This window comes from Gemmatimonadaceae bacterium, from assembly GCA_036504815.1.
Classification (GTDB): Bacteria; Gemmatimonadota; Gemmatimonadetes; order Gemmatimonadales; family Gemmatimonadaceae; genus PNKL01.
Window position 1 is genome coordinate 215,735 of the sequence record DASXUN010000003.1, and the last position, 20,928, is coordinate 236,662.

At 69.4% G+C, this 20,928-nt stretch carries 18 protein-coding genes and 2 tRNA genes; 8 read left to right on the forward strand and 12 right to left on the reverse strand.

Going from position 1 to position 20,928, the window contains the following annotated elements:
• Nucleotides 1-14 precede the first annotated feature (14 nt).
• Nucleotides 15-527 (forward strand): hypothetical protein, encoded by a 513-nt coding sequence (locus tag VGJ96_01360; protein HEY3285750.1) that lies wholly within the window; start codon nt 15-17, stop codon nt 525-527.
• Here the strand turns inward: VGJ96_01360 and VGJ96_01365 are convergent.
• On the reverse strand, nt 524-1,993 hold the full coding sequence (locus tag VGJ96_01365) for a glycosyltransferase family 39 protein (protein ID HEY3285751.1): 1,470 nt from the start codon (nt 1,991-1,993) through the stop codon (nt 524-526). The genes VGJ96_01360 and VGJ96_01365 overlap by 4 nt on opposite strands.
• 137 nt (nt 1,994-2,130) lie before the next feature.
• Here VGJ96_01365 and VGJ96_01370 point away from each other — a divergent pair.
• The 3 genes from VGJ96_01370 to VGJ96_01380 all read left to right on the forward strand — a co-directional run bounded on the left by VGJ96_01370 (nt 2,131) and on the right by VGJ96_01380 (nt 4,179).
• Nucleotides 2,131-2,203 (forward strand) — tRNA-Lys (locus VGJ96_01370).
• A gap of 303 nt (nt 2,204-2,506) precedes the next feature.
• Nucleotides 2,507-3,517: an ATP-binding protein gene (locus VGJ96_01375; GenBank protein HEY3285752.1), complete on the forward strand. Its 1,011-nt coding sequence runs from the start codon at nt 2,507-2,509 to the stop codon at nt 3,515-3,517.
• Nucleotides 3,514-4,179 carry a response regulator transcription factor gene (locus VGJ96_01380; protein ID HEY3285753.1) on the forward strand — a complete coding sequence of 222 codons (666 nt, stop codon included), beginning with the start codon at nt 3,514-3,516 and terminating at the stop codon, nt 4,177-4,179. The genes VGJ96_01375 and VGJ96_01380 overlap by 4 nt, the downstream gene beginning before the upstream one ends.
• A 150-nt stretch (nt 4,180-4,329) precedes the next feature.
• Here VGJ96_01380 and VGJ96_01385 read toward each other — a convergent pair whose 3' ends face one another.
• Nucleotides 4,330-5,283 carry a universal stress protein gene (locus VGJ96_01385; protein HEY3285754.1) on the reverse strand — a complete coding sequence of 318 codons (954 nt, stop codon included), beginning with the start codon at nt 5,281-5,283 and terminating at the stop codon, nt 4,330-4,332.
• Between the two features lie 206 nt (nt 5,284-5,489).
• Here VGJ96_01385 and VGJ96_01390 point away from each other — a divergent pair, with 206 nt between their 5' ends.
• Complete coding sequence (locus VGJ96_01390; protein ID HEY3285755.1) at nt 5,490-7,112, forward strand: PAS domain-containing sensor histidine kinase; 1,623 nt, start codon at nt 5,490-5,492, stop codon at nt 7,110-7,112.
• A gap of 100 nt (nt 7,113-7,212) precedes the next feature.
• Here VGJ96_01390 and VGJ96_01395 read toward each other — a convergent pair whose 3' ends face one another.
• Nucleotides 7,213-8,208, reverse strand: coding sequence for a serine hydrolase (locus VGJ96_01395; protein HEY3285756.1), 996 nt, complete (start codon nt 8,206-8,208; stop codon nt 7,213-7,215).
• A gap of 45 nt (nt 8,209-8,253) precedes the next feature.
• On the opposite strand from VGJ96_01395, the gene VGJ96_01400 reads away from it, so the two are divergent.
• A complete protein-coding gene (locus tag VGJ96_01400) occupies nt 8,254-9,957 on the forward strand; it encodes a transglycosylase SLT domain-containing protein (protein ID HEY3285757.1) in 1,704 nt (567 codons plus the stop codon).
• A 9-nt stretch (nt 9,958-9,966) separates the two neighbouring features.
• Here the strand turns inward: VGJ96_01400 and moaC are convergent, their stop codons facing one another.
• Nucleotides 9,967-10,461, reverse strand: a complete 495-nt coding sequence (gene moaC / locus VGJ96_01405) for a cyclic pyranopterin monophosphate synthase MoaC (protein HEY3285758.1) — start codon at nt 10,459-10,461, stop codon at nt 9,967-9,969.
• On the reverse strand, nt 10,458-11,516 hold the full coding sequence (locus tag VGJ96_01410) for a hypothetical protein (protein ID HEY3285759.1): 1,059 nt from the start codon (nt 11,514-11,516) through the stop codon (nt 10,458-10,460). Before VGJ96_01410 ends, moaC begins: the two co-directional genes overlap by 4 nt.
• 169 nt (nt 11,517-11,685) lie before the next feature.
• Here VGJ96_01410 and VGJ96_01415 point away from each other — a divergent pair, with 169 nt between their 5' ends.
• A complete protein-coding gene (locus VGJ96_01415; protein ID HEY3285760.1) occupies nt 11,686-12,810 on the forward strand; it encodes a P1 family peptidase in 1,125 nt (374 codons plus the stop codon).
• 62 nt (nt 12,811-12,872) lie between these two features.
• Here VGJ96_01415 and VGJ96_01420 read toward each other — a convergent pair whose 3' ends face one another.
• From VGJ96_01420 to purE, 3 genes are read right to left on the reverse strand one after another with little or no spacing between them, the layout of a single operon-like run.
• A complete protein-coding gene (locus tag VGJ96_01420; protein ID HEY3285761.1) occupies nt 12,873-13,310 on the reverse strand; it encodes a pyridoxamine 5'-phosphate oxidase family protein in 438 nt (145 codons plus the stop codon).
• Entirely contained in the window at nt 13,307-14,461 is a 1,155-nt protein-coding gene (purK, locus tag VGJ96_01425; protein HEY3285762.1) for a 5-(carboxyamino)imidazole ribonucleotide synthase, read from the reverse strand. Before purK ends, VGJ96_01420 begins: the two co-directional genes overlap by 4 nt.
• Complete coding sequence (purE, locus tag VGJ96_01430) at nt 14,458-14,946, reverse strand: 5-(carboxyamino)imidazole ribonucleotide mutase (GenBank protein HEY3285763.1); 489 nt, start codon at nt 14,944-14,946, stop codon at nt 14,458-14,460. Before purE ends, purK begins: the two co-directional genes overlap by 4 nt.
• 192 nt (nt 14,947-15,138) lie before the next feature.
• On the opposite strand from purE, the gene VGJ96_01435 reads away from it, so the two are divergent.
• The gene (locus VGJ96_01435; GenBank protein HEY3285764.1) at nt 15,139-15,741 is read left to right on the forward strand and encodes a DsbA family protein; all 603 of its coding nucleotides are present in this window, start codon (nt 15,139-15,141) and stop codon (nt 15,739-15,741) included.
• Nucleotides 15,742-15,802: 61 nt separating this feature from the next.
• Here the strand turns inward: VGJ96_01435 and VGJ96_01440 are convergent, their stop codons facing one another.
• The 4 genes from VGJ96_01440 to uvrA all read right to left on the reverse strand — a co-directional run bounded on the left by VGJ96_01440 (nt 15,803) and on the right by uvrA (nt 20,874).
• Nucleotides 15,803-16,861 carry a glycosyltransferase family 4 protein gene (locus VGJ96_01440; GenBank protein ID HEY3285765.1) on the reverse strand — a complete coding sequence of 353 codons (1,059 nt, stop codon included), beginning with the start codon at nt 16,859-16,861 and terminating at the stop codon, nt 15,803-15,805.
• A gap of 145 nt (nt 16,862-17,006) precedes the next feature.
• Nucleotides 17,007-17,549 carry a fasciclin domain-containing protein gene (locus VGJ96_01445; GenBank protein HEY3285766.1) on the reverse strand — a complete coding sequence of 181 codons (543 nt, stop codon included), beginning with the start codon at nt 17,547-17,549 and terminating at the stop codon, nt 17,007-17,009.
• 304 nt (nt 17,550-17,853) lie between these two features.
• Nucleotides 17,854-17,926: transfer RNA gene (locus tag VGJ96_01450), tRNA-Asn, on the reverse strand.
• A gap of 113 nt (nt 17,927-18,039) precedes the next feature.
• A complete protein-coding gene (gene uvrA / locus VGJ96_01455) occupies nt 18,040-20,874 on the reverse strand; it encodes an excinuclease ABC subunit UvrA (GenBank protein ID HEY3285767.1) in 2,835 nt (944 codons plus the stop codon).
• Between the last annotated feature and the right edge of the window lie 54 nt (nt 20,875-20,928).

The window sequence follows — 20,928 nt, forward strand, 5'->3', positions numbered from 1 at the left end:
CCATCAACGTCAACATGCGCCTGACTGCCACGGTGATCCTGATGGTGCTCGCCGCCTGCGGCGACGCGAAATCCTCGTCCGCCAAGGCAGCCGCCGACGCGTTCGCGGTGCCGCTCGATACCCAGAAGGTCGACCTCGGCGCGGTGAAGACCAACATGCCGCCGGCGGTCAACGATTCCTTCATCGCGCCGCCGAAGACGCCGCGCCTGCGCATCGAGAACATCCCCGATGCCCCGGACGCGTTGATGGAGGCGGTGCAGCGCGAGGAAGGGATCTCGCGATTCTGTTATCAGGAGTTCGGCCAGAAGTCGGATCCGAAACTCGTCGGCGCCGTGGCGCTCGTCGTTGTCTTTGATGCCGGGAAGATCTGGTCGGCGCGGGTCGGCGCGGATGACTGGTCGTCGAAGGCGGGCAAGGCGGTCAACGAATGCCTGGTGGACAAGGCGCCGCAGGCGTGGAAGCTGCTGCCGGGCGCGAAGGTGGCGCCGGGGCGCTACGTGGTGCAGCTGAGATTCCGGCCGACCTAGGGCGCCGACCGCCGAATCCGCGTCGCCACGACGGCCTGTCCCATCGTCTCCGCCGAGAGCGACGTGACGGTGGCGAACCCCCGCGCCCGCAGGGCGTCGGCGGCCGTGCCCGAGGCGAACGAGGCGCGCCGGTACACGAGCCAGAAGTCACCGGAGGGGAGCGCGTCGAGTGAGGGCACCACACTCACGTGCACGCCCGCGGGCGCGTAGCGCTGCAGCGGCGCGCCGGTGAAGGCTTCGAGGGCGTAGATGTCGCGGGGGCTGCCCGCGCTGAGGTCGATGCGCCGCACGAGCCGTCGCCAGTCGAACTTCACGGGAGGCCGCTCAGGCAATGCCGCGCAGGCGACCGCCACCCACACGAAGCCGGCGATGGCCGTTACCCCCCAGCGGCGCGGGGGAAGCGCCACGATGCCAAGGGCCACCAGCAGGGCGACGGGTGCGGCGGCCCCGACGAGATAGCGTTGGACCCACACGGAATGCCCGCTGGCGAGTGAGAGCACCCAGATGGCTGCAGGGGACGCCAGGCCCGCGAGGGCCAGCAGGGTGAGGGCGCCTTCGACAGGGGCCGCCACCGGCTCCGTGGGGGCCTTCACGGCCTTGCGCCGTCGCACGGCGGCCACGGCGAGCCCAATCAGCCCGGCCGTGACCAACGCGAGCCAGGCGAGATCGACGGCGCCGACCCCGCTGCGTCCCGTCAGGTCGCGAAGCAGCCAGAGCGGATCGAGCCCGTCGGGCGGTGCGATCCACGCCACATTGCGGAACGGCGCCGGGTTGGCAAGGGCATGCGCTGCGACCGCGGCCACCCAGGGCACGAAGACGAGCAGCGTCAGGCCGGCACTGCGGGCCACGCGCCATGCGCCCTCTCGGGGCCACGCCACCATCGCCGCGACGAGCGTGGCGCCAATGGTCAACCATCCGAAGTAATGCGTGTGCACCAGCGCGATGTTGATCAGCGTCAGCAGGGCGAAGCTCTCGCGGGTGCGATGCGTGCGATCGTGCAGCGTGGCGGCGAGCGAGAGGCACGCGAGCAGCGCGAGGAGCGAGTAGGCGCGCACCTCGTTGGCGAGATCGACCGAGAGCGGACTGGCCGCCGCGAGCGCCACGGCCAGCAAGCCGGCCTTGCCGCCAGCGCGCACCTCGCGCGCCAGCCAGACGAGCCCCGCGCCGAGCAGCATCGCCAGCAGGCAGGGAAGCAGTCGCACCCAGCGGTCGCTGTCGCCGCCCAGTGCGATCCATCCCTTCAGCAGCAGATAGAACAGTGGCGGATTCGTGTGATCGGCGATGATGCGCCGCAGCGAATCACCGATGGGCAGCTCGGCCACCCCAAGAGAGAAAAGTTCGTCGTACCAGAGGGGACTGCGCGTGAGCTCGGGGAGCCGGAAGATGCCGAAGGCCAGCGTCGCCATGGCGGGGAGTGCCCAGCCGAGCCGGCGGTTGAGTTCCTCGACTGGCGGTCGGCTTGGCACGGAGGCGGCAGGCTGGGTCGCGGACAAGAAGTGGTTCTGGTGACGGATGCGCGGAGCCGCGCGGCCGCGCCGGAGGCCGTTCAGTCTTTGGCGTGGCGCATTATCTTGTTGCAGTGGCGCGCCACGCGCCACGGTCAGACCCGGTAGCTCAGTCGGTAGAGCATGCGGCTTTTAACCGCCAGGTCGTGGGTTCGATTCCCACCCGGGTCATTTAACGGCAGAAGACGACAGAGAACGACAGAGAACGACAGAGAACGACAGAGGACGGCGGAGGGGCGCGGCGCGTCCTTTCTGGCGTCCTCTGCCGATTTCGGCCGTCCTTGGTAACTCTATGTAGGGCAAAAGAGTAAGGGTGGTCGGGAAATCCCTCAGGGAAATTCCGACGCATCCTGATGGCTCGTGCGGGGCGTTTCCCGATAACCTAAGTACGCCATGGTACCGACTCGGGAAATCACCGACACCACCGCCCCGCAGACTGAGATGGCGGGGGGAGAAACGCGTGTTCCGCTCGGCGTGAGACATACACGTTGGGTGGACCGCGTCTTCAGGGTTCCGCTGTCGGGGAAGCTCCTTGGCGCCAACCTGCTCGTTGCGCTGATCGCGCTGGCATCGCTGTTCATTGCGCGGGCGACGGGCGAGAGCCTCACCGAGAGCCTGATCGTGTCGGTCTCGGCGGTGCTGTTCTCGATTGTCGCGAACATCGCGCTGGTCACCGTGGCACTTCGACCGCTGCGCGAGCTCGAGCGGACGGCGCAGCGGGTGTGGGCGGGCGATCTGTCCGTCCGCGCGCGTCCGACGCACACCGAGGATCCCGACCTGGGCCGGGTGCGGTCGGCGATCAACCTGCTGCTGGACGGCATGCACCACGATCGCGCGCGGATGCGCCGGCTGGCGCTGCATGCGATCACCGTTGGCGATCGCGAGCGGGCGCGCGTGGGACGCGAGCTGCACGAGTCGTCCGCGCAGTATCTGGCGGGCCTGACGCTCGAGCTCTCGGCGCTGGCGCGCGACGCGAAGGACGAAGAGGGACGCAGCCAGCTGCAGCGCATGCAGCAGATGGCGCAGCAGGTGATGGAGCAGGTGCGCACACTCTCGGAGACGCTGCATCCACGTGTGCTCGACGACCTCGGGCTGGCGCCGGCCCTGCAGCATCTGGCGCGCAAGACGACGGAGCGAGGCATCGAGACGACGGCCGAGACGGCTGGCGCGGACGCTCCGATCCCGTCGCCCGTGGCCAGCGTGCTGTATGACGTGGCCCGCGAAGCGGTGGCCAACGCGGCCCGCCACGCCGCGCCGGCACACATTGACCTGCACCTCACCACCGAACGGGGAAGAGCCCGGCTGGAAGTGCGGGACGACGGTCACGGGATGGACGTGGGCGAAGCGGAACGTGGCGGCTTTGGATTGTTCTCCATGCGCGAGCGCATGGCGTTGGTCAATGGGACTTTTGAACTGCAGAGTCGGCCGGGAGACGGCACACGCGTCGTCGCCCTGGTGGCTCTCGATGACGAGGACGGACGATGACCGGGGACCTGATTCGCGTGCTGCTGGTGGACGACCATGCCGTCGTTCGCGCTGGCGTCAAGGCGGTGCTGGGCGCCGCGAAGGATGTGCACGTCGTGGGCGAGGCGGGGTCGGGTGCGGAAGCCCTGGCCATGGCCGAACGGCTGAAGCCGGACGTCATGGTGATGGACATCTCGCTCGGCGACACCGACGGCATGGCCGTCACGCGCCAGCTGGTGGCCAAGGGGCTGCCGTCGCGCGTCCTCACGCTGACGATGCATGCGGAGGAGGATTACCTCGTCCCGATGCTCGAGGCGGGGGCGGCCGGCTACGTGCTCAAGACCGCCGCGGATCGCGAGCTGCTCGACGCCGTGCGCACGGTGGCCCGCGGCGAGGTCTACGTGCGTCCCGACGCCGCGCGCATCCTGGCCAAGGGCTACACCCGCAAGGATCCGCTGCACGAGGAGCGCACGCGCTTCGAGAAGCTGACGGAACGCGAGCGCGACGTGCTGCGCCTGACGGCGCAGGGATTCAGCGCCCCGGAGATCGGCGAGAAGCTGTTCATCAGCCCGAAGACGGTGGACACCTACAAGCAGCGCATCCAGGACAAGCTGGGGCTGTCGCACCGCCATGAGTACGTGCAGCTGGCGCTCAGGCTGGGGCTGCTGACGCCGGAAGCGTAACGACGATTGAGGATGTGGAATCCGGATGGGGATTCCGGATTTCGACAAAGGACCGCGACATACGGTTGAGGGGCGCCCGGAAGGGCGCCCCTCTGTCGCAAGTCAAAGTCCGGAATCGAAGTCCTCAATCCAGTTCCGGATTCCGAATCCTCAATCGTCTTCCGCCGGTGGCAGCACCAACACCGACAGCGTCGCCCGCCGCAGCAGCGACGTGGCGACGCTGCCGAGCACGGCATGGGCGATGGCGCTGCGGCGATGGCGGCCGACGGCGACGAAATCGGCCTTGGTCGCGATGGCGTAGTTCATGATGGCCTCGGCCGCCTCGCCGTCGCGGCGGTCGACCTCGACCGTAATGCCGGGGAAACTGGCGGCGATCGAGGCGCGCAGGCCGTCGAGGGCCGCGTGGACGCCGCTCGCGTAGGCCGTGTCGATGCCATCGTCGCTGGCGGCCGCGACGTCGAGGCGCGGGCGCGCATGCAGCAGCGTCAGCGTGCCGCCTTCGGCGAGCATGCCGGCCGCGGCGGCGGCCGCGCGCATCGCGGCCTTGGAGAAGTCGATCCCGACCACGGCCCGCCGCGGCTGCTGGGTGAGCGTGGGCGCCACCGCAAAGACCGGCCGGTCGGTGGCGCGGGTGACGCGGAGCGCCGTCTCGTCGCCCACCAGGCGGTCCATCAGCGAGTGAACGCGCAGGCCGGTGACGATGAGCCCCGGCTCCTCGTCGGCAGCCGCTTCGACGATGGCGCGCACCGGCGAGCCCTCGGCGCGTTCGACCGTGAGCGCCGGCTGGCCGGCGAAGCAGCGCGCCACCTGACGGTCGACGCGCGCGAAGAATTCGTCGCGCAGGGCGACGTCGCCCGACATCGTCGTCATGGCCGCGAGCGACGGATCGGCGCTGGGCACGGGCATGGGCGCCGGCTCGAAGACCGCGAGCACGCACACCGTGCTGCGTCCACGACGACGCAGCTCCGCGACGAGTGCCGCCGCGCCATCGGCGCTGGCCGTTCCGTCGGTCGCGAGCATCAGCTTCCCGTCCAGGAGGTGCTCGGGCAGAGGATGTCTCGCGGCGTAGGTGGTGGCGTCCTGCGTGTCAGCAATGACTGACATTGCGGCTCCCAAGGTTCTCATCATCAGCCTACGGCTCCACAATGCCATGGACAGTCGGGCAACGTTCCCAAAAAAGGTGCGGGAATTCCCCCGACCACGACCCCGGAAATGCCTTGCGTTGGGGCGTTCTCGGTGCATTTTCAGAGGGAGAGGACCCACACGCCTATATGGATCCCAGGCCCCCAACCGTCACCCGCGGAGACGATTTGCCCGAGGACGTAGCCGTCGCGACGATTGCGGCGCCTGACGCGCTGTTTGCGAGCATCCTCGATATCGCGGTTGACGCCATCATTGTGGTGTCCTCGTCCCAGCACATCCTGCACTTCAATCAGGGCGCGACCCAGGTCTTCGGCTACCTCCCCGAGGAGATGGTGGGACGGCCGCTCGCCGAGCTGATGCCGGATCGTTACCGCGGGGCGCACGGGGCGCACGTGCAGGAGTTCCGGGGGAGTGCGGAACGGGCGCGCCGCATGGCGGAGCGGCGCGAGATCTACGGCGTGCGCAAGGACGGGACGGAGTTCCCGGCCGAGGCGTCCATCTCCCGCCTCGAGACGCGGCACGGGCCCATCTACACGGTGGTGCTGCGCGACATCACCGAGCGCACGCTGCGCGAGCGCAACGAGCGCTTCCTCTCGGAGGCGGGCGGCCTGCTCGGCACGTCGCTCGACGTTGGGCGCACGCTGCAGGCGCTGGCGAGCGTCCCGGTGCCGTATCTCGCGGAGGCGTGCATCGTGGACGTCGTCGGCCCGGACGGCGGCTGGCAGCGGCAGGTGAGCCGCAGCGACGTGGCGGAACTGCACGACGCGCTCGACGCGGTGGGACGCCATACGCTCACGTGGGACAGCCCGTGGCGCGCCATCGACGCAATGCGCGCGCAGAAGCTGGAGGTGGTGAGCGCCATCACGGACGACTGGCTGGAGGGGCACACGGAGACCGCCTCGGAACTGGCGCGGTGGAAGGCGCTGAAGGCCAGGTCCGCGCTGTTCGTGCCGCTCATCGCCCGCGATCATGTGCTGGGCGCGCTCACACTGGTGCGCCTCAGCCACGCGCCGTTCACCCCGGAGCAGGTGGCGCTGGCGCAGGCGCTGGGCCGGCGCGCCGCCTACGCGATGGACAACGCGCGGCTGTACACGATGGCCCAGCGCGCCACGCGGGCGCGTGAGGACGTCCTGAGCGTCGTGTCGCACGACCTGGGGAATCCACTCGCCGCCATTCGCCTGTGCGCGGCGGCACTGCTCGAGGCGCCGCCGTCGGACGTCAAGGAGCAGCGGCACCTCATCCAGGCCATCGGCAACTCGGCGGACTGGATGTCGAAGCTGATCCAGGACCTGCTCGATGTCTCGACCATCGAGGTCGGCAAGCTCTCGGTCGAGCGCCGCACCGAACAGGTGGCGCCGATCCTCAAGCAAGCGCTGGCCATGGTGGCGCCGCAGGCGCAGCAGCGCGGCGTCGAGCTCAAGTACGCCCTGGGCATTGGCGTCCCGCCGGTGCATGGCGATGCGGCGCGCCTCATTCAGGTGCTCACCAACCTGCTCGGCAACAGCCTCAAGTACACGGATCGCGGTGGCGTCGTCTCCGTCTCCGCGGAGGCCCAGGCCGACGAGGTGCTGATCACCGTGCGCGACACGGGGAGCGGCATCCCGGCCGAACAGGTCCCGCGCATCTTCGAGCGCTACTACACGCGGAAGCGCGGCGCCAACAAGAGCGGCTCGGGGCTGGGACTCTCGATCGCGCGCGGCATCGTGGAAGCGCATGGCGGGCGCATCTGGGTGGAGAGCGTGCTGGGCGAAGGGTCCTCGTTCCACGTCGCGCTGCCGGCCGCGAAGTAACCGGCAGCGGGATACTGAACGCGAAAGCCCACGCCAGGATCATGAAGCAAATGGGCGCGAAGATGATCTTCGCGCCCGTTGCCGTCGGGTACCTGGCCAACTACCGCGTCAGCGTCGCCCACACATCCGACGAGATGCCAGCCATCAGTTGCTGCGCGATCGCGCGCTGGGGAATGGCGCGCGTGAGGACCACGAGCACGTAGGGCGTGCGTCCGGGCGGATAGACGATGGCGGCATCGTGCGTCGTGCCCGTGATCCATCCCGTCTTGTGCGCCACCGGCGTGCCCGCGGGGAGTCCGGCGGGAATCTCCAGGTTGAACTCCTGCCGCAGGAGAATGGAACGCATGGTTGCGCACGCGGCCGGCGAGGCGGCGCGATCCTGCGCGATGGCGGCCATCAGCATGCCAAGGTCGCGGGCGGAGGTGGTGTTGTTGAGGCCGGCGTTGAAGGCCTTGGTGTCCTCGACGCCGCGGCGGACCTGCATCGTGGACGCGCCGAGCGCGTGCGCCGTGGCATTGGCCGTGCGGGCGTCGAGCAGATCGATGACCGCATTGGTGGCGAGGTTGCTCGAGCGCGTGATCATCCGCTCATTCAGTTCGCGCAGGGTGACCCGCTGGCCGATCTTGGCGTACAGTGTGGAGTCGGAATCGTCGCCCGCGTCGAGGGAGAACGGCGACCCATCGACGATCGACGCGAAGCGGTTCGCGAGCGTGACGGCGCTGTCGAGCCGGAGCGCGCCGGTGTCGGCGCGTCGGAAGAGCTCGATCATCACCGGCACCTTCATGGTACTGGCCGCGTGAAAGGAGGCGCCGGCGTTGACGGCCAGGGTGTCGCCGGAGGCCAGGTCCTGCACCCAGATGCCGGCGGTCGCCCCGGGGACAGCGGCGATGCGACGTTCGATGCCAAGTCGGAGGGCGTCCCACGCAGCCGGTGCGATGACGCGATGGGGCGCGGTGACCGATGTCGTACGCGTCCCGGACGCGCGGGCCGACACGGGCGCCGGCGGCCGCGAAGGATTCTCGCGTGTGCGCAATCCGCAGCCGGCCGAGGCAACCACGGCGACGCCGAGGGCTGTCAGACAGGAAGTGCGATGCATGCCGCGAGTATATCCCACCACGGACCAGGTGGATAGGTTTCTACGATGCTCCGCCCTGTGAATCTCCTGGTGCTGACCAGTGCGCTCGCTGCTGCGTGCCTACGCGCTCCAACGACGACCTCGGTCACGCCGGTGAATGACGGTGGACGAGGTGCGCCGCGCGGCACGACGCCGGGGACGAGTGTCACCGCCGGCGTTGGCGGGTCGGTCGGAGCTGCCGCCGCCGGGGGAACGGCGGCCGGCGATACGTTGCGCCCACGAACCGCCGGGCGCGACACGCTGCGGACGAACGCTTCCCGTGGCACCGCCGCGCGTCCGGGCGCCGACAGCATCTCGACCGCGGACGTCACGGCGGAGACGGCGCGGCTGTTCGGCGCCGAGTCGCCGCCTCCCGCGACCGACACGATGGCCGCTCCCGGGGCGCCCGTCTGGGACATCGACGTGCGCTCGTACGAGACGCGCACGCGGGTCGAGGACTACGTGCGCATCTTCAGCGGCCGCGCCAGGAACATCTTTGCAGTCGCGCTGCAGCGGCAGACGCGGTACGGCCCGATGATTCGCGAGCGGCTGCGGCGGCGGGGTCTCCCCGAGGACCTTACCTACCTGGCGCTCGTCGAGAGCTGGTTCAATCCGCACGCGTATTCGCGGGCCGCCGCGGTCGGTGTCTGGCAGTTCATGGCGGGGACCGCACGCGGGATGGGACTGCGCGTGGACTGGTGGGTGGACGAGCGCCGCGATCCCGTGCGCTCCACGGAGGCGGCGGCACGGCTGCTGCTGGGCCTGCGCGACCAGTTCGGATCGCTCTACCTGGCCGCGGCGGCCTACAACGGCGGCTCGGGGCGCGTGTCGCGCGGGCTGGCGCGGTACGCCGATGCCCTCGATGGCGTGGAGGGAGAGGATCGCTTCTTCGCCCTCGCCGAGAAGAGCTACCTGCGGCCGGAGACGCGCGACTATGTACCGAAGATCATCGCGGCCGCGCTTGTGGGCGGCGAGCCTGCGCGGTATGGCGTGAAGGTCGAGTCGCTGCCGCCCTACTCGTACGACTCCGTGCGCGTGCACGGTGGGGTGCCCCTGGCCGCGGTCGCCAACGCGCTGACCCTCACCGGCGACGAGGTGGCGGAGCTCAACCCGCACCTGCTGCGCGGCATGACACCGCCCGGCGACTCGCTGTGGGTGCGCGTGCCGTCCGGGCGCGCGGAGGGTTTCGACGAGCGCTTCGCCGCGCTCGAGCCCGAGGAACGCATCGCCCTGCAACGGGTCGTGACCAGGAAGGGACAGACGATGGTCTCGATCGCCAAGCAGCACGGGCTCACGTCCAAGCAGCTCGCCTGGTTCAACCCCAAGGTGGCGAAGTTGAAGAGCGGCGCCCTGCGCAGCGGGCAGACCATCCTGGTGCCGAGGCGCGACGTGGTGGCGCTTGCGCGGGATGTGGCGAACCCGTCGATCGAGCGCTATCCGAAGCGGAGCGGCGGCGTCCGCCGCCATATCGTGAAGAGCGGCGAGACGCTGTCGGGCATCGCCAAGCGGTACGGCACCAGCGCCAAGACGCTGACCCGGTTGAACGGGCTCAAGAGCGCGAAGCTGATGCCGGGACAGTCGCTCGTGGTGTCGGGACGCGCGAGTTCGAGCGCGAGGACGAGCACGAAGAGCGGCGCGGCGAAGAGCGGTGCGGCGAAGAGCACGGTGAAAAAGAAGGCGCCGGCCAAGAAGTCCGGCGCCGCCAAGCCCGCTGCAAACGCAAAGAAGTAATCTCGTCCGTCACGGCGTGCCGGAATCTACCGGCGCCCGCCACACGCCTGACTTTCCGCCGCTCTTTTCAAGCAGGCGCACGCCCTCGATCGTCATGGCCTTGTCCACGCTCTTGGCCATGTCGTACACGGTGAGCAGCGCCACCGAGACGGCGGTGACCGCCTCCATCTCCACGCCCGTCGCGGCCACGGTGCGCGCCTCTGCCTCACAGCGTACGCCGGGGAGCGCGTCATCCAGGGTGAAGCGCACCTGCACGTCGGTCAGCGGCAGCGGATGACAGAGCGGAATCAACTCCGCCGTTCGCTTGGCGCCCTGGATGCCCGCGACGCGCGCCACGGCGAGCACATCGCCCTTGGCGAGCGCGTTGTCGCGGATGGCGCGCAGCGCCTCGGCGGACATGCGGATGCGCCCTTCGGCGCGCGCCATGCGCGCCGTGGCGGGCTTCGCCGAGACGTCCACCATGGACGCCTCGCCGGCGCGGTTCACGTGGGAGAGGTCGCTCATGAGCCGAGGTGCGAGAGTTCGCGCATCAGGCGCGCACTGAGAAGTTGCGGCGACACGTTCTGCTGGGCGGCGAGCTTGGCTTCCTCCACGGCGCGCATCGCGCGCGCCGCGGCGAGCGCGGCCGACTCGTGACCGGCCGCCGCGGCCGATCGCGAACGGTCGTGGAGGAGCACGCTCACCGCGTCGAGCACGTCGGAGAAGGCGCCACGGGCGCCCTTGCCGCCCTGCCCGAAGGCGGCGCGCAGCCAGCGCTCACGGCCGCCCTGGGCCGCGTCGAGAAAGGCGCGGGCCCGCGCGAAGACCGCCGCCTGCTCATCGTGCCCCAGCAGGCGCCCCGGCGCTCCGTCGCACAGGCGCACGCGTTCCTCGTCGTTCACATCGGCGCCGAGCGCGTCGCGCACGGCGGGTTCCGCGACGAACTGTCGCAGGTCGGCGTCGCCGAGGCGCGGCACGCGGAAGGCGACGACGCGCGACCGGATGGTCGGCAGCAGCGCCGAGGGTTCGCTGGACGTGAGAATGAAGGTGACGCTCGCCGGCGGTTCCTCGAGCAGCTTGAGGAAAGCGTTGGCGGCTTCGGGGCTCGACGCCTGCGGCACCATCCGCTCGGCGTCGCCGATGACGAAGACCTTCCGGCGCCCGAGTGCCGGTGAAAGCGCCGCCTGCTGGACGAGCATGCGCCCGACGTAGACGTAGATCCCCTCGGTGCCACCGGGACGCACGTAGAGCCCGTGCGCCTTCACGCGGTCGGCGATCGCCTGGTCCAGATCCTCCTTCACATCCTCCGGACCGGGATCGTCCCGGAGGCGCGGTCGCGGGAAGATCCAGTGCAGGTCGGGGTGCTGCATCTCGAGCGCATAGCGACACGCCTGGCACTCGCCGCACGGCGCCGAGTCTCCCGTGCACAGCATCATCTGACCAAGCCAGAGCGCGAGCCGCTGCTTGCCGACGCCTTCAGGTCCGTGCAGGAGGATGGACGCGGGGAGTCGACCGCTGCGCCACTGCGTGCTGAAACGATCACGCAGGGGCGAATGGCCGATCAGGGGAAGTAGTGGCACGCGCGGGATGGCGGATGGCGGATGGCAGATGGCGGAGGGCGGATGAACTGCCGCCCACCGATCCCTGACGATAGACGGTCGGCGGGGCTTGCACCAGTTTCAATGGCACGTTCCCTCGGTCCCGATCGCTCTGCGCCGGCTGCGCCGGCTTCTCCGACTCTGCCCCGCCATGCGCCCGATCGTCTTCGCCCTACTTTTCGCCGCCATGACCAGTCCGCTCTCCGCCCAGCGTGCGCGTGCGCGCGATCTGGGCGTCGCTCCCGGGATCTTCGCCCCCGGCGCCAACAATGCCATCACCGACGTGGCCGGTGTTCGCGTGGGACATGCCACCGTCATCGAGGGCGCCGGTATCCGCACCGGGGTCACCGCCATCCTTCCGCACGAGGGCAACGCCTATCTCGAGCGAGTCCCCGCCGCCATCTGGGTGGGGAACGGCTTCGGGAAGCTCATCGGCGCCACGCAGGCGAACGAGCTCGGCGAACTCGAGACACCCATCCTGCTCACCTGCACGCTGTGCGTGTGGAAGGCGGCCGATGCGCTGGCCGAGTGGATGCTCGAGAAGCCCGGCATGGAGCGTGTCCGCTCGATCAACCCAACGATTGGCGAAACCAACGACGGCGGCCTCAACGACATTCGCGCGCGTCCCGTCACCGCCGCGCACGTGCGCGCGGCGCTCGAGAGTGCGGCGGCCGGCCCGGTGGCCGAAGGAAGCGTCGGCGCGGGGCAGGGGACGGTGGCCTTCGGATGGAAGGGTGGGATTGGCACGTCATCGCGCGTCCTGCCGACGTCGCTGGGCGGCTACACCGTCGGCGTGCTGGTGCAGAGCAACTTCGGCGGCGTGCTGCAGGTGATGGGGGCGCCTGTCGGGCAGGAACTGGGCCAGTACTCGTTCAAGGACGCGATGTCGCGTGACGGCGGCGACGGTTCCATCATGATGATCGTGGCGACCGACGCGCCGCTGAGCGACCGCAACCTGAAGCGGGTGGCTTCGCGCGCGATCATGGGGTTGGGTCGCACGGGGTCGGCCGCGTCGAACGGCAGCGGCGACTACGTGATTGCCTTCTCGACGGCCCGGGAAGTGCGCCGGGCGTTCAACGCCCGGCGGCTCGAGACGGCGGAACTCGCCAACGAGGAGGTGTCGGGCGTGTTCGAGGCCGTGGTCGAGGCGACCGAGGAGGCCATCTACAACTCGCTCTTCCAGGCGACGAACGTCACGGGGAACGGCCGCACCGTCGAGGCGATTCCGCTCGACCGGGTGCGCGAGGTCCTGAAGAAGTACGGCCGCGGGAAGTAGCGGGCGCGAGAAGTAGCGGGCGCGAGAAGTAGCGGACGCGGGAAGTAGCGACGCGAGCGGCGCTACGGCGTCGCGGCGCGCCCGGTGATCGTTTCCGCGCGGATGCGGAAGACGTTCGTCCGCTCAGGCGTCGGGTCGTGCTCGGCGAAGGCCTCGGGGACGATGCGCCGCAGGAGCGCGACGGCGTGCGCCATCTCCGCCGGCGTCTCCTCCGCCGAGAGCAGGTCGAGCGTTCCCTTCACGACGACGCTGCGCCAGTCGTACATGGCGGCGACTTCATCGATCTCGAACGCGACCAGCCGATTGGCCGTGATCGCGCGCAGCTTGGTGCCGTCGCGCGTGCGTCCGTAGACGCTGCCCTGATCCCACACGTAATGAATGGGCTGGATGTCCACGCGGCCGTAGTAGCCAAAGGCAATACGACCGACGTGATGCGCCGCCAGCAGGGCGGCGCACGCGGTATCATCCAGGATCCGGAAGGTCGGCGTCGACGGGTTCACGGGAGGGCTCCTTCAGTGCCGGAGGCCATCCGGCGGTATGCATCGATTACGCGCTGCAGCGCTATTTCGCTTGAATCGCCGCACGCCGAGAGGTGGCCCATCTTGCGTCCCGGACGCGCTTCGCGCTTGCCATAGAGGTGCACGCGCACGCCCGGCAGGCCGAGCACGCCGCCGATATCGGGCGCCGTTGGACCGGACCACACCTCGCCGAGCAGGTTGTAGATCGCGGCCGGCCGCACCACATCGGTGTCGCCGAGGGGAAGCCCGCAGACGGCGCGCACCAGCTGCTCGAACTGGCTCGTGACGCAGGCGCGCTCCGAATGGTGGTACGTGTTGTGCGGCCGCGGCGCGAGCTCGTTGACGCAGAGCGTGCCGTCCTCGAGCAGGAAGAGCTCCACGGCAATGAGCCCCACCACGTCGAGCTGCTCGGCGATGCCGCACGCGATCTCGGTGGCGCGTGCCACGACGGCGTCGTCGAAGCCACCGGGTATCACCGACCAGGTAAGCACGCCGTGCGTGTGATGGTTGCGCGCGGGCGGGTAGGCGCGCAGCTCGCCGCGTGGTGAACGCGCGACCATCACGCTCAGCTCCGCGGCGAGCGGGAGAAACTTCTCCGCGACGCAGACCGGGGCGCCGATGCCGGTGAACGCCCCGGCGGCGCGTTCCACGTCGTGCACACGCGCCTGGCCGCGGCCGTCATAGCCGCCGTGCGTGGACTTCACGATGCAGGAACCGAAGCGCCTCACGGCGTCCGTGGTCTCGTCCGCGCTGCGCACGACGGCGAACGGACCCACCGGAAAGCCGTTATCGCGCAACCACTCCTTCTGGCGCGCGCGGTCCTGCACGATCCACAGCACCTGGGGCTTCGGGTGAATCGGCGCATGCCGCGCGGCCGCCTCGAGCGAGTGGAGCGGGATCTGCTCGATTTCCATCGTCACCACGTCGGCCCCTTCGGCCAGGCGCGCGGCGGCCTCGTCGTCCGACCACTTGGCGGTGATCGTCAGGGAGGCGAGCGGTCGGGCGGGGCAGTGCGCCTCGGGGTCGAGGACGTGCACGTCGTAGCCCATCGTCCGCGCGGCCATCGCGGCCATGCGTCCCAACTGGCCGCCGCCGAGGAAGCCGATGGTCGAGCCCGGGAGAATCACACTCACGGCAGCGACTGGGCTCGTACGGCCGCCGCGCGCTGTTCACGCCAGGCGCGGATGCGGTCGCGCACCTCCGGATGGCTTGTCCCGACGATCTCTGCCGCGAGGATGCCTGCGTTGGACGCCCCCGGCTTGCCGATGGCGAGCGTGCCGACCGGAATGCCGGCGGGCATCTGGACAATCGAGAGCAGGGCATCGACGCCGTTCAGCGCGGTGGCCGGCACGGGGACGCCGAGCACCGGAACCAGGGTCTTGGAGGCGACCATGCCCGGCAGGTGGGCGGCGCCGCCAGCGGCGGCAATGATGACCATCAGGCCACGCGCTTCGGCTCCGGCGGCATACTCGAACATCCAGTCCGGGGTGCGATGCGCCGAGACCACGGCCTTCTCGTACGGGACGCCGAACTGCTCGAGCATCTCACAGGCCGGGGCCAGATGCTCGTAGTCGCTCGCGCTCCCCATGATGACGCCAACCAAGGGTGGAGTGGGCATAGGCTAAAGATGCTGGCGGTGGGGCGTTTTTGGAATGCGGACGGGCCGGGCGCGACCGCGCCGGTAGATCGATCCCCCACGGCGTCGTACCTTTGAATGCTGGCGGACAGTTTGTCCCCTCCCGCTTCGCCTTGCATCACGGGCCGTCCCTGGTGCGTCGAGGCAGCCCGGTCCTGTCTCAAGCCGTCGCCCATGATCACCGCCACCCTCTACGCCGACCTCAATTGCCCGTACAGCTACGCGCTGACGGCGCGCCTTGAGGTGCTGGGCCTGATGCATCGGTGCGACTGGCGCGGGGTGCAGCACGATCCCGGGTTGCCGGTGCCGCCTCGGCTGGGCGATCGCCGCGCGATGCGCGCGCTCGAGGATGATGTGGATGCGGTGCGGCGCGCCGCGCCCGATGTGGCGCTCACGCCGCCGCCGGTGAAGCCGAACACGCGGCTCGCCATCGCGGCGGTGGCCGCGGTGCATCGCCTCCACGCCACACGCGCGTCCGCCTTCCGGCGTGCGCTGGGCGCCGCGCTCTGGGTGCGCGGGGACGACATCTCCGACGGGACCGTGATCAACTCGGTGGCGGTCTGGTCTGGCGTTCCCGGGTGGGTGGACCTCGACGGGCCGGCCGGACACCGTCTCGCCGATGAATGGGACATGGACTGGGTGACGCGACGGCTGGGCGGCGTGCCGCGGCTCGTGCGTCAGGATGGACGCGTATTGTGGGGGCTCGTGTCTGCCGACGAGATCACCGAGTTCTTCACGGCACCGCTGCGCACGTCGGGCGAGTTCCGGCAGCCGTAGCCGGCGTTGCGGGCACCGGCGCGGCGTCCAGCGCCAGCACGATCACGGGCGGGGCAGGGCGCTACGTGTCGAGCGCGTCGCGATAGACCGCGAGTGTTTCCTCGTGCTGCCGTTCGACGCGGAGCCAGTCGAGATTCTGCCGTGCGGCCGTCTGCCAGCGTGCCCGCTCGGCGGGATCGTCGAGCAGCCGGACCATCGCGGCGCAGAGCGCGGTAGGATCCTTCGCGGGTACGAGGAGCCCGGCGCGTCCGTCGTCCACGGCCTCGGGCGCCCCGTCCACCGCGGTGGCGATGATCGCACACCCGCAGTCGCGCGCCTCGGCGAGCACCAGCCCGAATGGCTCGGCGTGCGAGGCGAGGACGAAGAGGGTGGCGGCCCGCAGGTAGGCACGCGGTGCGGGCTGGAAGCCCTCGAAATGGATGCGGTCGCGTGCGGCGACCGCGCGGGCGAGCGCTTCGAAGCGGGGCCGGTCGGGACCCTCTCCCACGATGTACAGATGGGCGTGAGCGTGCCGTGCACCGAGTGCGTCGAACGCAGTGATGAGGTCGGCGATGCCCTTTCGTTCATACATCCCGGCCACGGTGACGACGGCCGGCGGCTGAAGCGTCAACTCGGCCTCGGGACTTTCCGCATAGCGCGGGCTGCCAATGGTGCTGTTGCGGACGACGCGCAGCCGGTGGCGCGGCATTCCGCGGGCCGCCAGTCGGCCGACCGCCTCCTCGCTGAGCACGATGATCCGATCGGCGCCGCGCATGAGGTTGGAACTGCGCTGCCATTCGTTGTGCACGCTGGCCACCAGGCGCCACGACGCGAACGGGCGCAGCGCGCGCGCGAGGACGTAGCCCGTGACCATATGCGCGTGCACGACCTCGATCTGCTCGCGCCGGATCAAGGCGCGCAGGGTGCGCAGGGCACGCCACAGCGTCAGCGGACGCCGGCCCTGATCGAGGTGGACATGATGCACGCCGTGCCGTGCGAGCAGCGCCTCGTACGCGCCGCCCTTCGATGCCACCCAGACGTCATGTCCCGCACGCGCCTGCAGGCACGCGAGGTCCACGGCAACGTTGACGATGCCGTTGCCGATGCGGTCGACGTGGTTGAGGAGATGAAGAATACGCACAGAAGAGAAACAACAGAGAGACAACAGAGAAACAACAGAGAGACAACAGAATAGTACGAAACAAAGAGGGGGCGCGCCGGAAGCTCGCCCCACCTCTGTTGTCTTTCTGTTGTTTCTCTGTTGTCTCTCTGTTGTCTCTCTGCGGTTAGGGCACTATCACCCCATCCACCACATGCACCATCCCATTGGAGCCGCGCACCGAGGCGAGGATCTTCGCGTCGATGATGAACGTGTCGGCGCCCTTCTTGTGGATGGTGGCGTTCGTGCCGTCGGCCATGGAGAGGACCTGTCCATCGCTGAACTGATCGACGTCGAGGGCGGAGGTCGTGACGTGGTGCTGGAGCACGAGGCGCAGCTTCTCCTTGTTCGCGGGCTTCAGCAGGTCGTCGACCGTGCCCTTGGGCAGCTTGTCGAACGCCGCGTTGGTCGGCGCGAAGACGGTGAACGGCCCGGCGTTGGCGAGCGCGTTGACGAGATCGCCAGCCTGCAGCGCGGCGACGAGCGTCGTGTGGTCCTTGGAGCCAACCGCGATCTTGACGACATCCTTCGCGGAGTCGTTGTCCTGCACATTGGCCTGGCCGGCCGCTGGCGCGGCATCGGCCGTGGCGCCGGACTCGGCGCCGCCGCCGCACCCGGCGAGCGTGAGGAGCGCGAGTAAGGCAGGAAGGGCGGTACGGGACGTGCGCATGGCGATCACCTCGTGCGTGGGGTGGCGGAAAGGAACGAAACACATGGTGGTCGCCCCGGCCGCCGGCGGCGTCGCGGGGTGGGGAACGCGGCGAAGCCGAGTTCGCCCGGCGCCGGGACCGCGGTCAGAATAGGGCTTCGGCGCGACGCCCGCAGTCGGGGGCTTCGGGGACACGGCGTCGGACAAAAGAGGACTAGTACATACCTCTATTGTGGTCGCCGGACAGCCCGAAAATGGGCGCCGGATGGCCCGGAAAACGCAAACGGGGTACCGGCCGGCGCCGATACCCCGCTGCAATGTTGAGCTCCCGAGGAGGGACTTGAACCCCCGACCCGACGATTAACAGTCGTCTGCTCTACCACCTGAGCTACTCGGGAAGAGACGCTAAAAATACCCGGGGTGGGCAGGCAATTCAAGCGCCTGAACGACGATTGGGGATCGGGAATCCGGATTGGGATTCAGGACTTCGATTGAGGATCACGACTGGCGATTACGGCAGAACGCTACGGAGCCAGCGACCGGTGTGGGAGCTTTCCACCTTGGCCACCTGCTCCGGGGTTCCGGTCGCGACGATCCGGCCACCGCCGTCGCCACCCTCGGGACCGAGATCCACGACCCAGTCGGCCAGCTTGATCACATCGAGGTTATGCTCGATGAGCACCACCGAATGGCCGGCCTCGACGAGTTGGTCGAGCACATACGCCAGCTTCCGGATGTCCTCGAGGTGCAGGCCGGTGGTGGGCTCGTCCAACAGATAGAGCTTTCGGCCGGACCGCTTGGAGGACATCGACAGCTCACGGGCGATCTTCAGGCGCTGGGCTTCGCCGCCGGAGAGCGTGGTGGCGGGCTGGCCGAGGCGGAGGTATCCGAGCCCGACCTGCTGCACGTGCCAGAGCGCCTGCCCGAGCTTCTCCTCGTAGGGGAAGAAGCGGATCGCTTCGTCCACCGTCATCTCCAGCACGTCCACGATGGAACGGCCGAAGTACTTCACGCCCAGCACGTCGGGCTTGAAGCGCTTTCCGTCGCACTCCTCGCAGGGGACGAAGACGTCGGCGAGGAAGACCATCTCGACGGCGATCGCGCCCGCCCCCTCGCACTTCTCGCACCGGCCGCCTTTCACGTTGAACGAGAACGTGCCCGGCGTGTAGCGGCGCGCCCGCGCCTCGGGCAGTGACGCAAAGATGCGGCGGATCTCGTCGTATGCCTTCACGTACGTCACGGGATTCGACCGCGGCGAACGCCCAATGGGCTCCTGGTCGATGAGCACGACCGCCTCGAGGGCCTCGGTGCCCGTGAGTCGCGTGAACTCGCCCACCGTCTCGCCGAGGTGCAGCGAAGCGCTGTGCTCACCGGTGAGCGCGGCCTCGAGGGCATGATAGAAGACATCGTGCACCAGCGTGCTCTTGCCCGAGCCGGAGACCCCGGTGACCGCGGTCAGCACGCCGAGCGGGAGCTTGAGGTCGACATCGCGCAGGTTGTGGGCCCGCGCCCCTTCCAGCGTGATCCATCGTCGTGGCGTCCGGCGTTTCTCGGGGAGCTTAATCGTGCGCGCGCCGGTCAGGTACTGCCCGGTCAGCGATCCGGCGCCCGCCGCGGCGGCGGGGCCGTTGTAGACCACGCGCCCCCCGTGCTCGCCGCTCTCGGGGCCGAGCTCGAGCATCCAGTCGGCAGCGCGCACCGCCTCGAGGTCGTGCTCCACCACGAGCACGGTGTTGCCGCCATCGCGCAGGCGTTTGAGGAGGCGGAGCAGGCGGTCCATGTCGCGCGGATGCAGCCCGATGCTCGGTTCGTCGAGCACGTACAGCGCATCGACGAGCTGCGAGCCAAGCGAGTTGGCCAGGCCGATGCGCTGGGCCTCGCCGCCCGAGAGCGTGCGCGTGGCGCGGTCGAGGGTGAGGTACGTCAGCCCCACGTCGCACAGGAAGCGCACCCGGTTGCGCGCCTCGCGCCAGATGTGCGCGGCGATGGCCTGCTCGCCGGGCGTGAGCACCAGCGCGTCGAGCCATGCGTTGAGCAGCTCGACCGGCATCGCCGTCACGTCGGCAATGTGACGGCCGTCGATGCGCACCTGCAGCGCCTCGGGCTGCAGCCGCGTGCCGTGGCACGCGCCGCAGGTCATCGCCGACTGATACTGCCGCAGGAAGACGCGGATGTACTGCTTGTACTTCTTCTCCTCGAGCCCCTTCAGGTGACGGAAGATGCCCTGAAAGCCCTTGGCCTTGCCGTGCAGGAGAAACTCGCGCTGCGCGTCACCCAGGTCGCGCCAGGCCCGGTCCATCGGGATGCCGTCGCGCTTGCACGCTTCGGCGAGCGCCCGCCGCTTGTTGTCATACCTCGGCTTGGTCCACGGGTCGATGGCGCCGTCGCGCAGCGTCCGCTCGGGATGCGGCACGATCAGCTTGAGGTCGTACTCGAGCGTGGCACCGAAGCCGTTGCAGGTGGGGCAGGCCCCGCGCGGATTGTTGAACGAGAAGAGCTGCGGCGTGGGATGCGGCGCGCGGGTGTGGTGGTCGGGGCACTCGAAGCGGGTCGTGAACCTGAGGCGCGGCGCGGGAGATGGCGGATGGCTGATGGCGGAGGGCAGAGGCGCGCCGGGTGGCGCGGGATCCACCACGACCACGCAATCGCCGTCGCCCTCGCGGAACGCGGTCTCGATGGCGTCGGTGAGGCGGGTGCGTGTCGCCGCATCCGCCGTGAGACGGTCGGTGACGACGAGTACCTCGTCGCATTTGGTGAGGTCGGGCTTGGCCCCCGCGAGGTCGTCCACCTGGTAGGTGACGCCGTTGGCCACCACGCGGACGAAGCCTTCCGCGCGCAGGTTCTCCACCGCGACGGCGTGCGACACGAGGTCGGAGAGCCGGAGCGGAAAGGTGACGAGCAGCCGCGTCCCTTCGGGCAGCGCGAGCACCTGATCCGCCGCCCCCTGCGGTGTGTCGGGTCGCAGTTCGCGCTGGCAGATGGGGCAAAGCGTGTGCCCGATGCGCGCCCAGAGCAGGCGCAGGTAGTCGTAGATCTCGGTGGCCGTCCCAACCGTGGAGCGCGAGGTGCGGACGGGGTTCCTCTGTTCGATCGCCACGGCGGGCGACAGGCCCTCGATGGAGTCGACCAGCGGCTTCTGCATGCGCTCGAGGAACTGTCGCGCGTATGCCGACAGCGATTCCACGTAGCGGCGCTGCCCTTCGGCGTAAATCGTGTCAAAGGCGAACGACGATTTGCCCGAGCCGGACGGCCCCGTCACGACCGTGATCGCGCGGCGAGGCAGGTCGACGCTGATCCCTTTCAGGTTGTGCTGACGGGCGTTGCGGACGCGGATGAAATCGGGCACGCCTGAAACTTAGGATCGGGAATCCCGAATTCGATACAGGATTGCGAGCCCGGA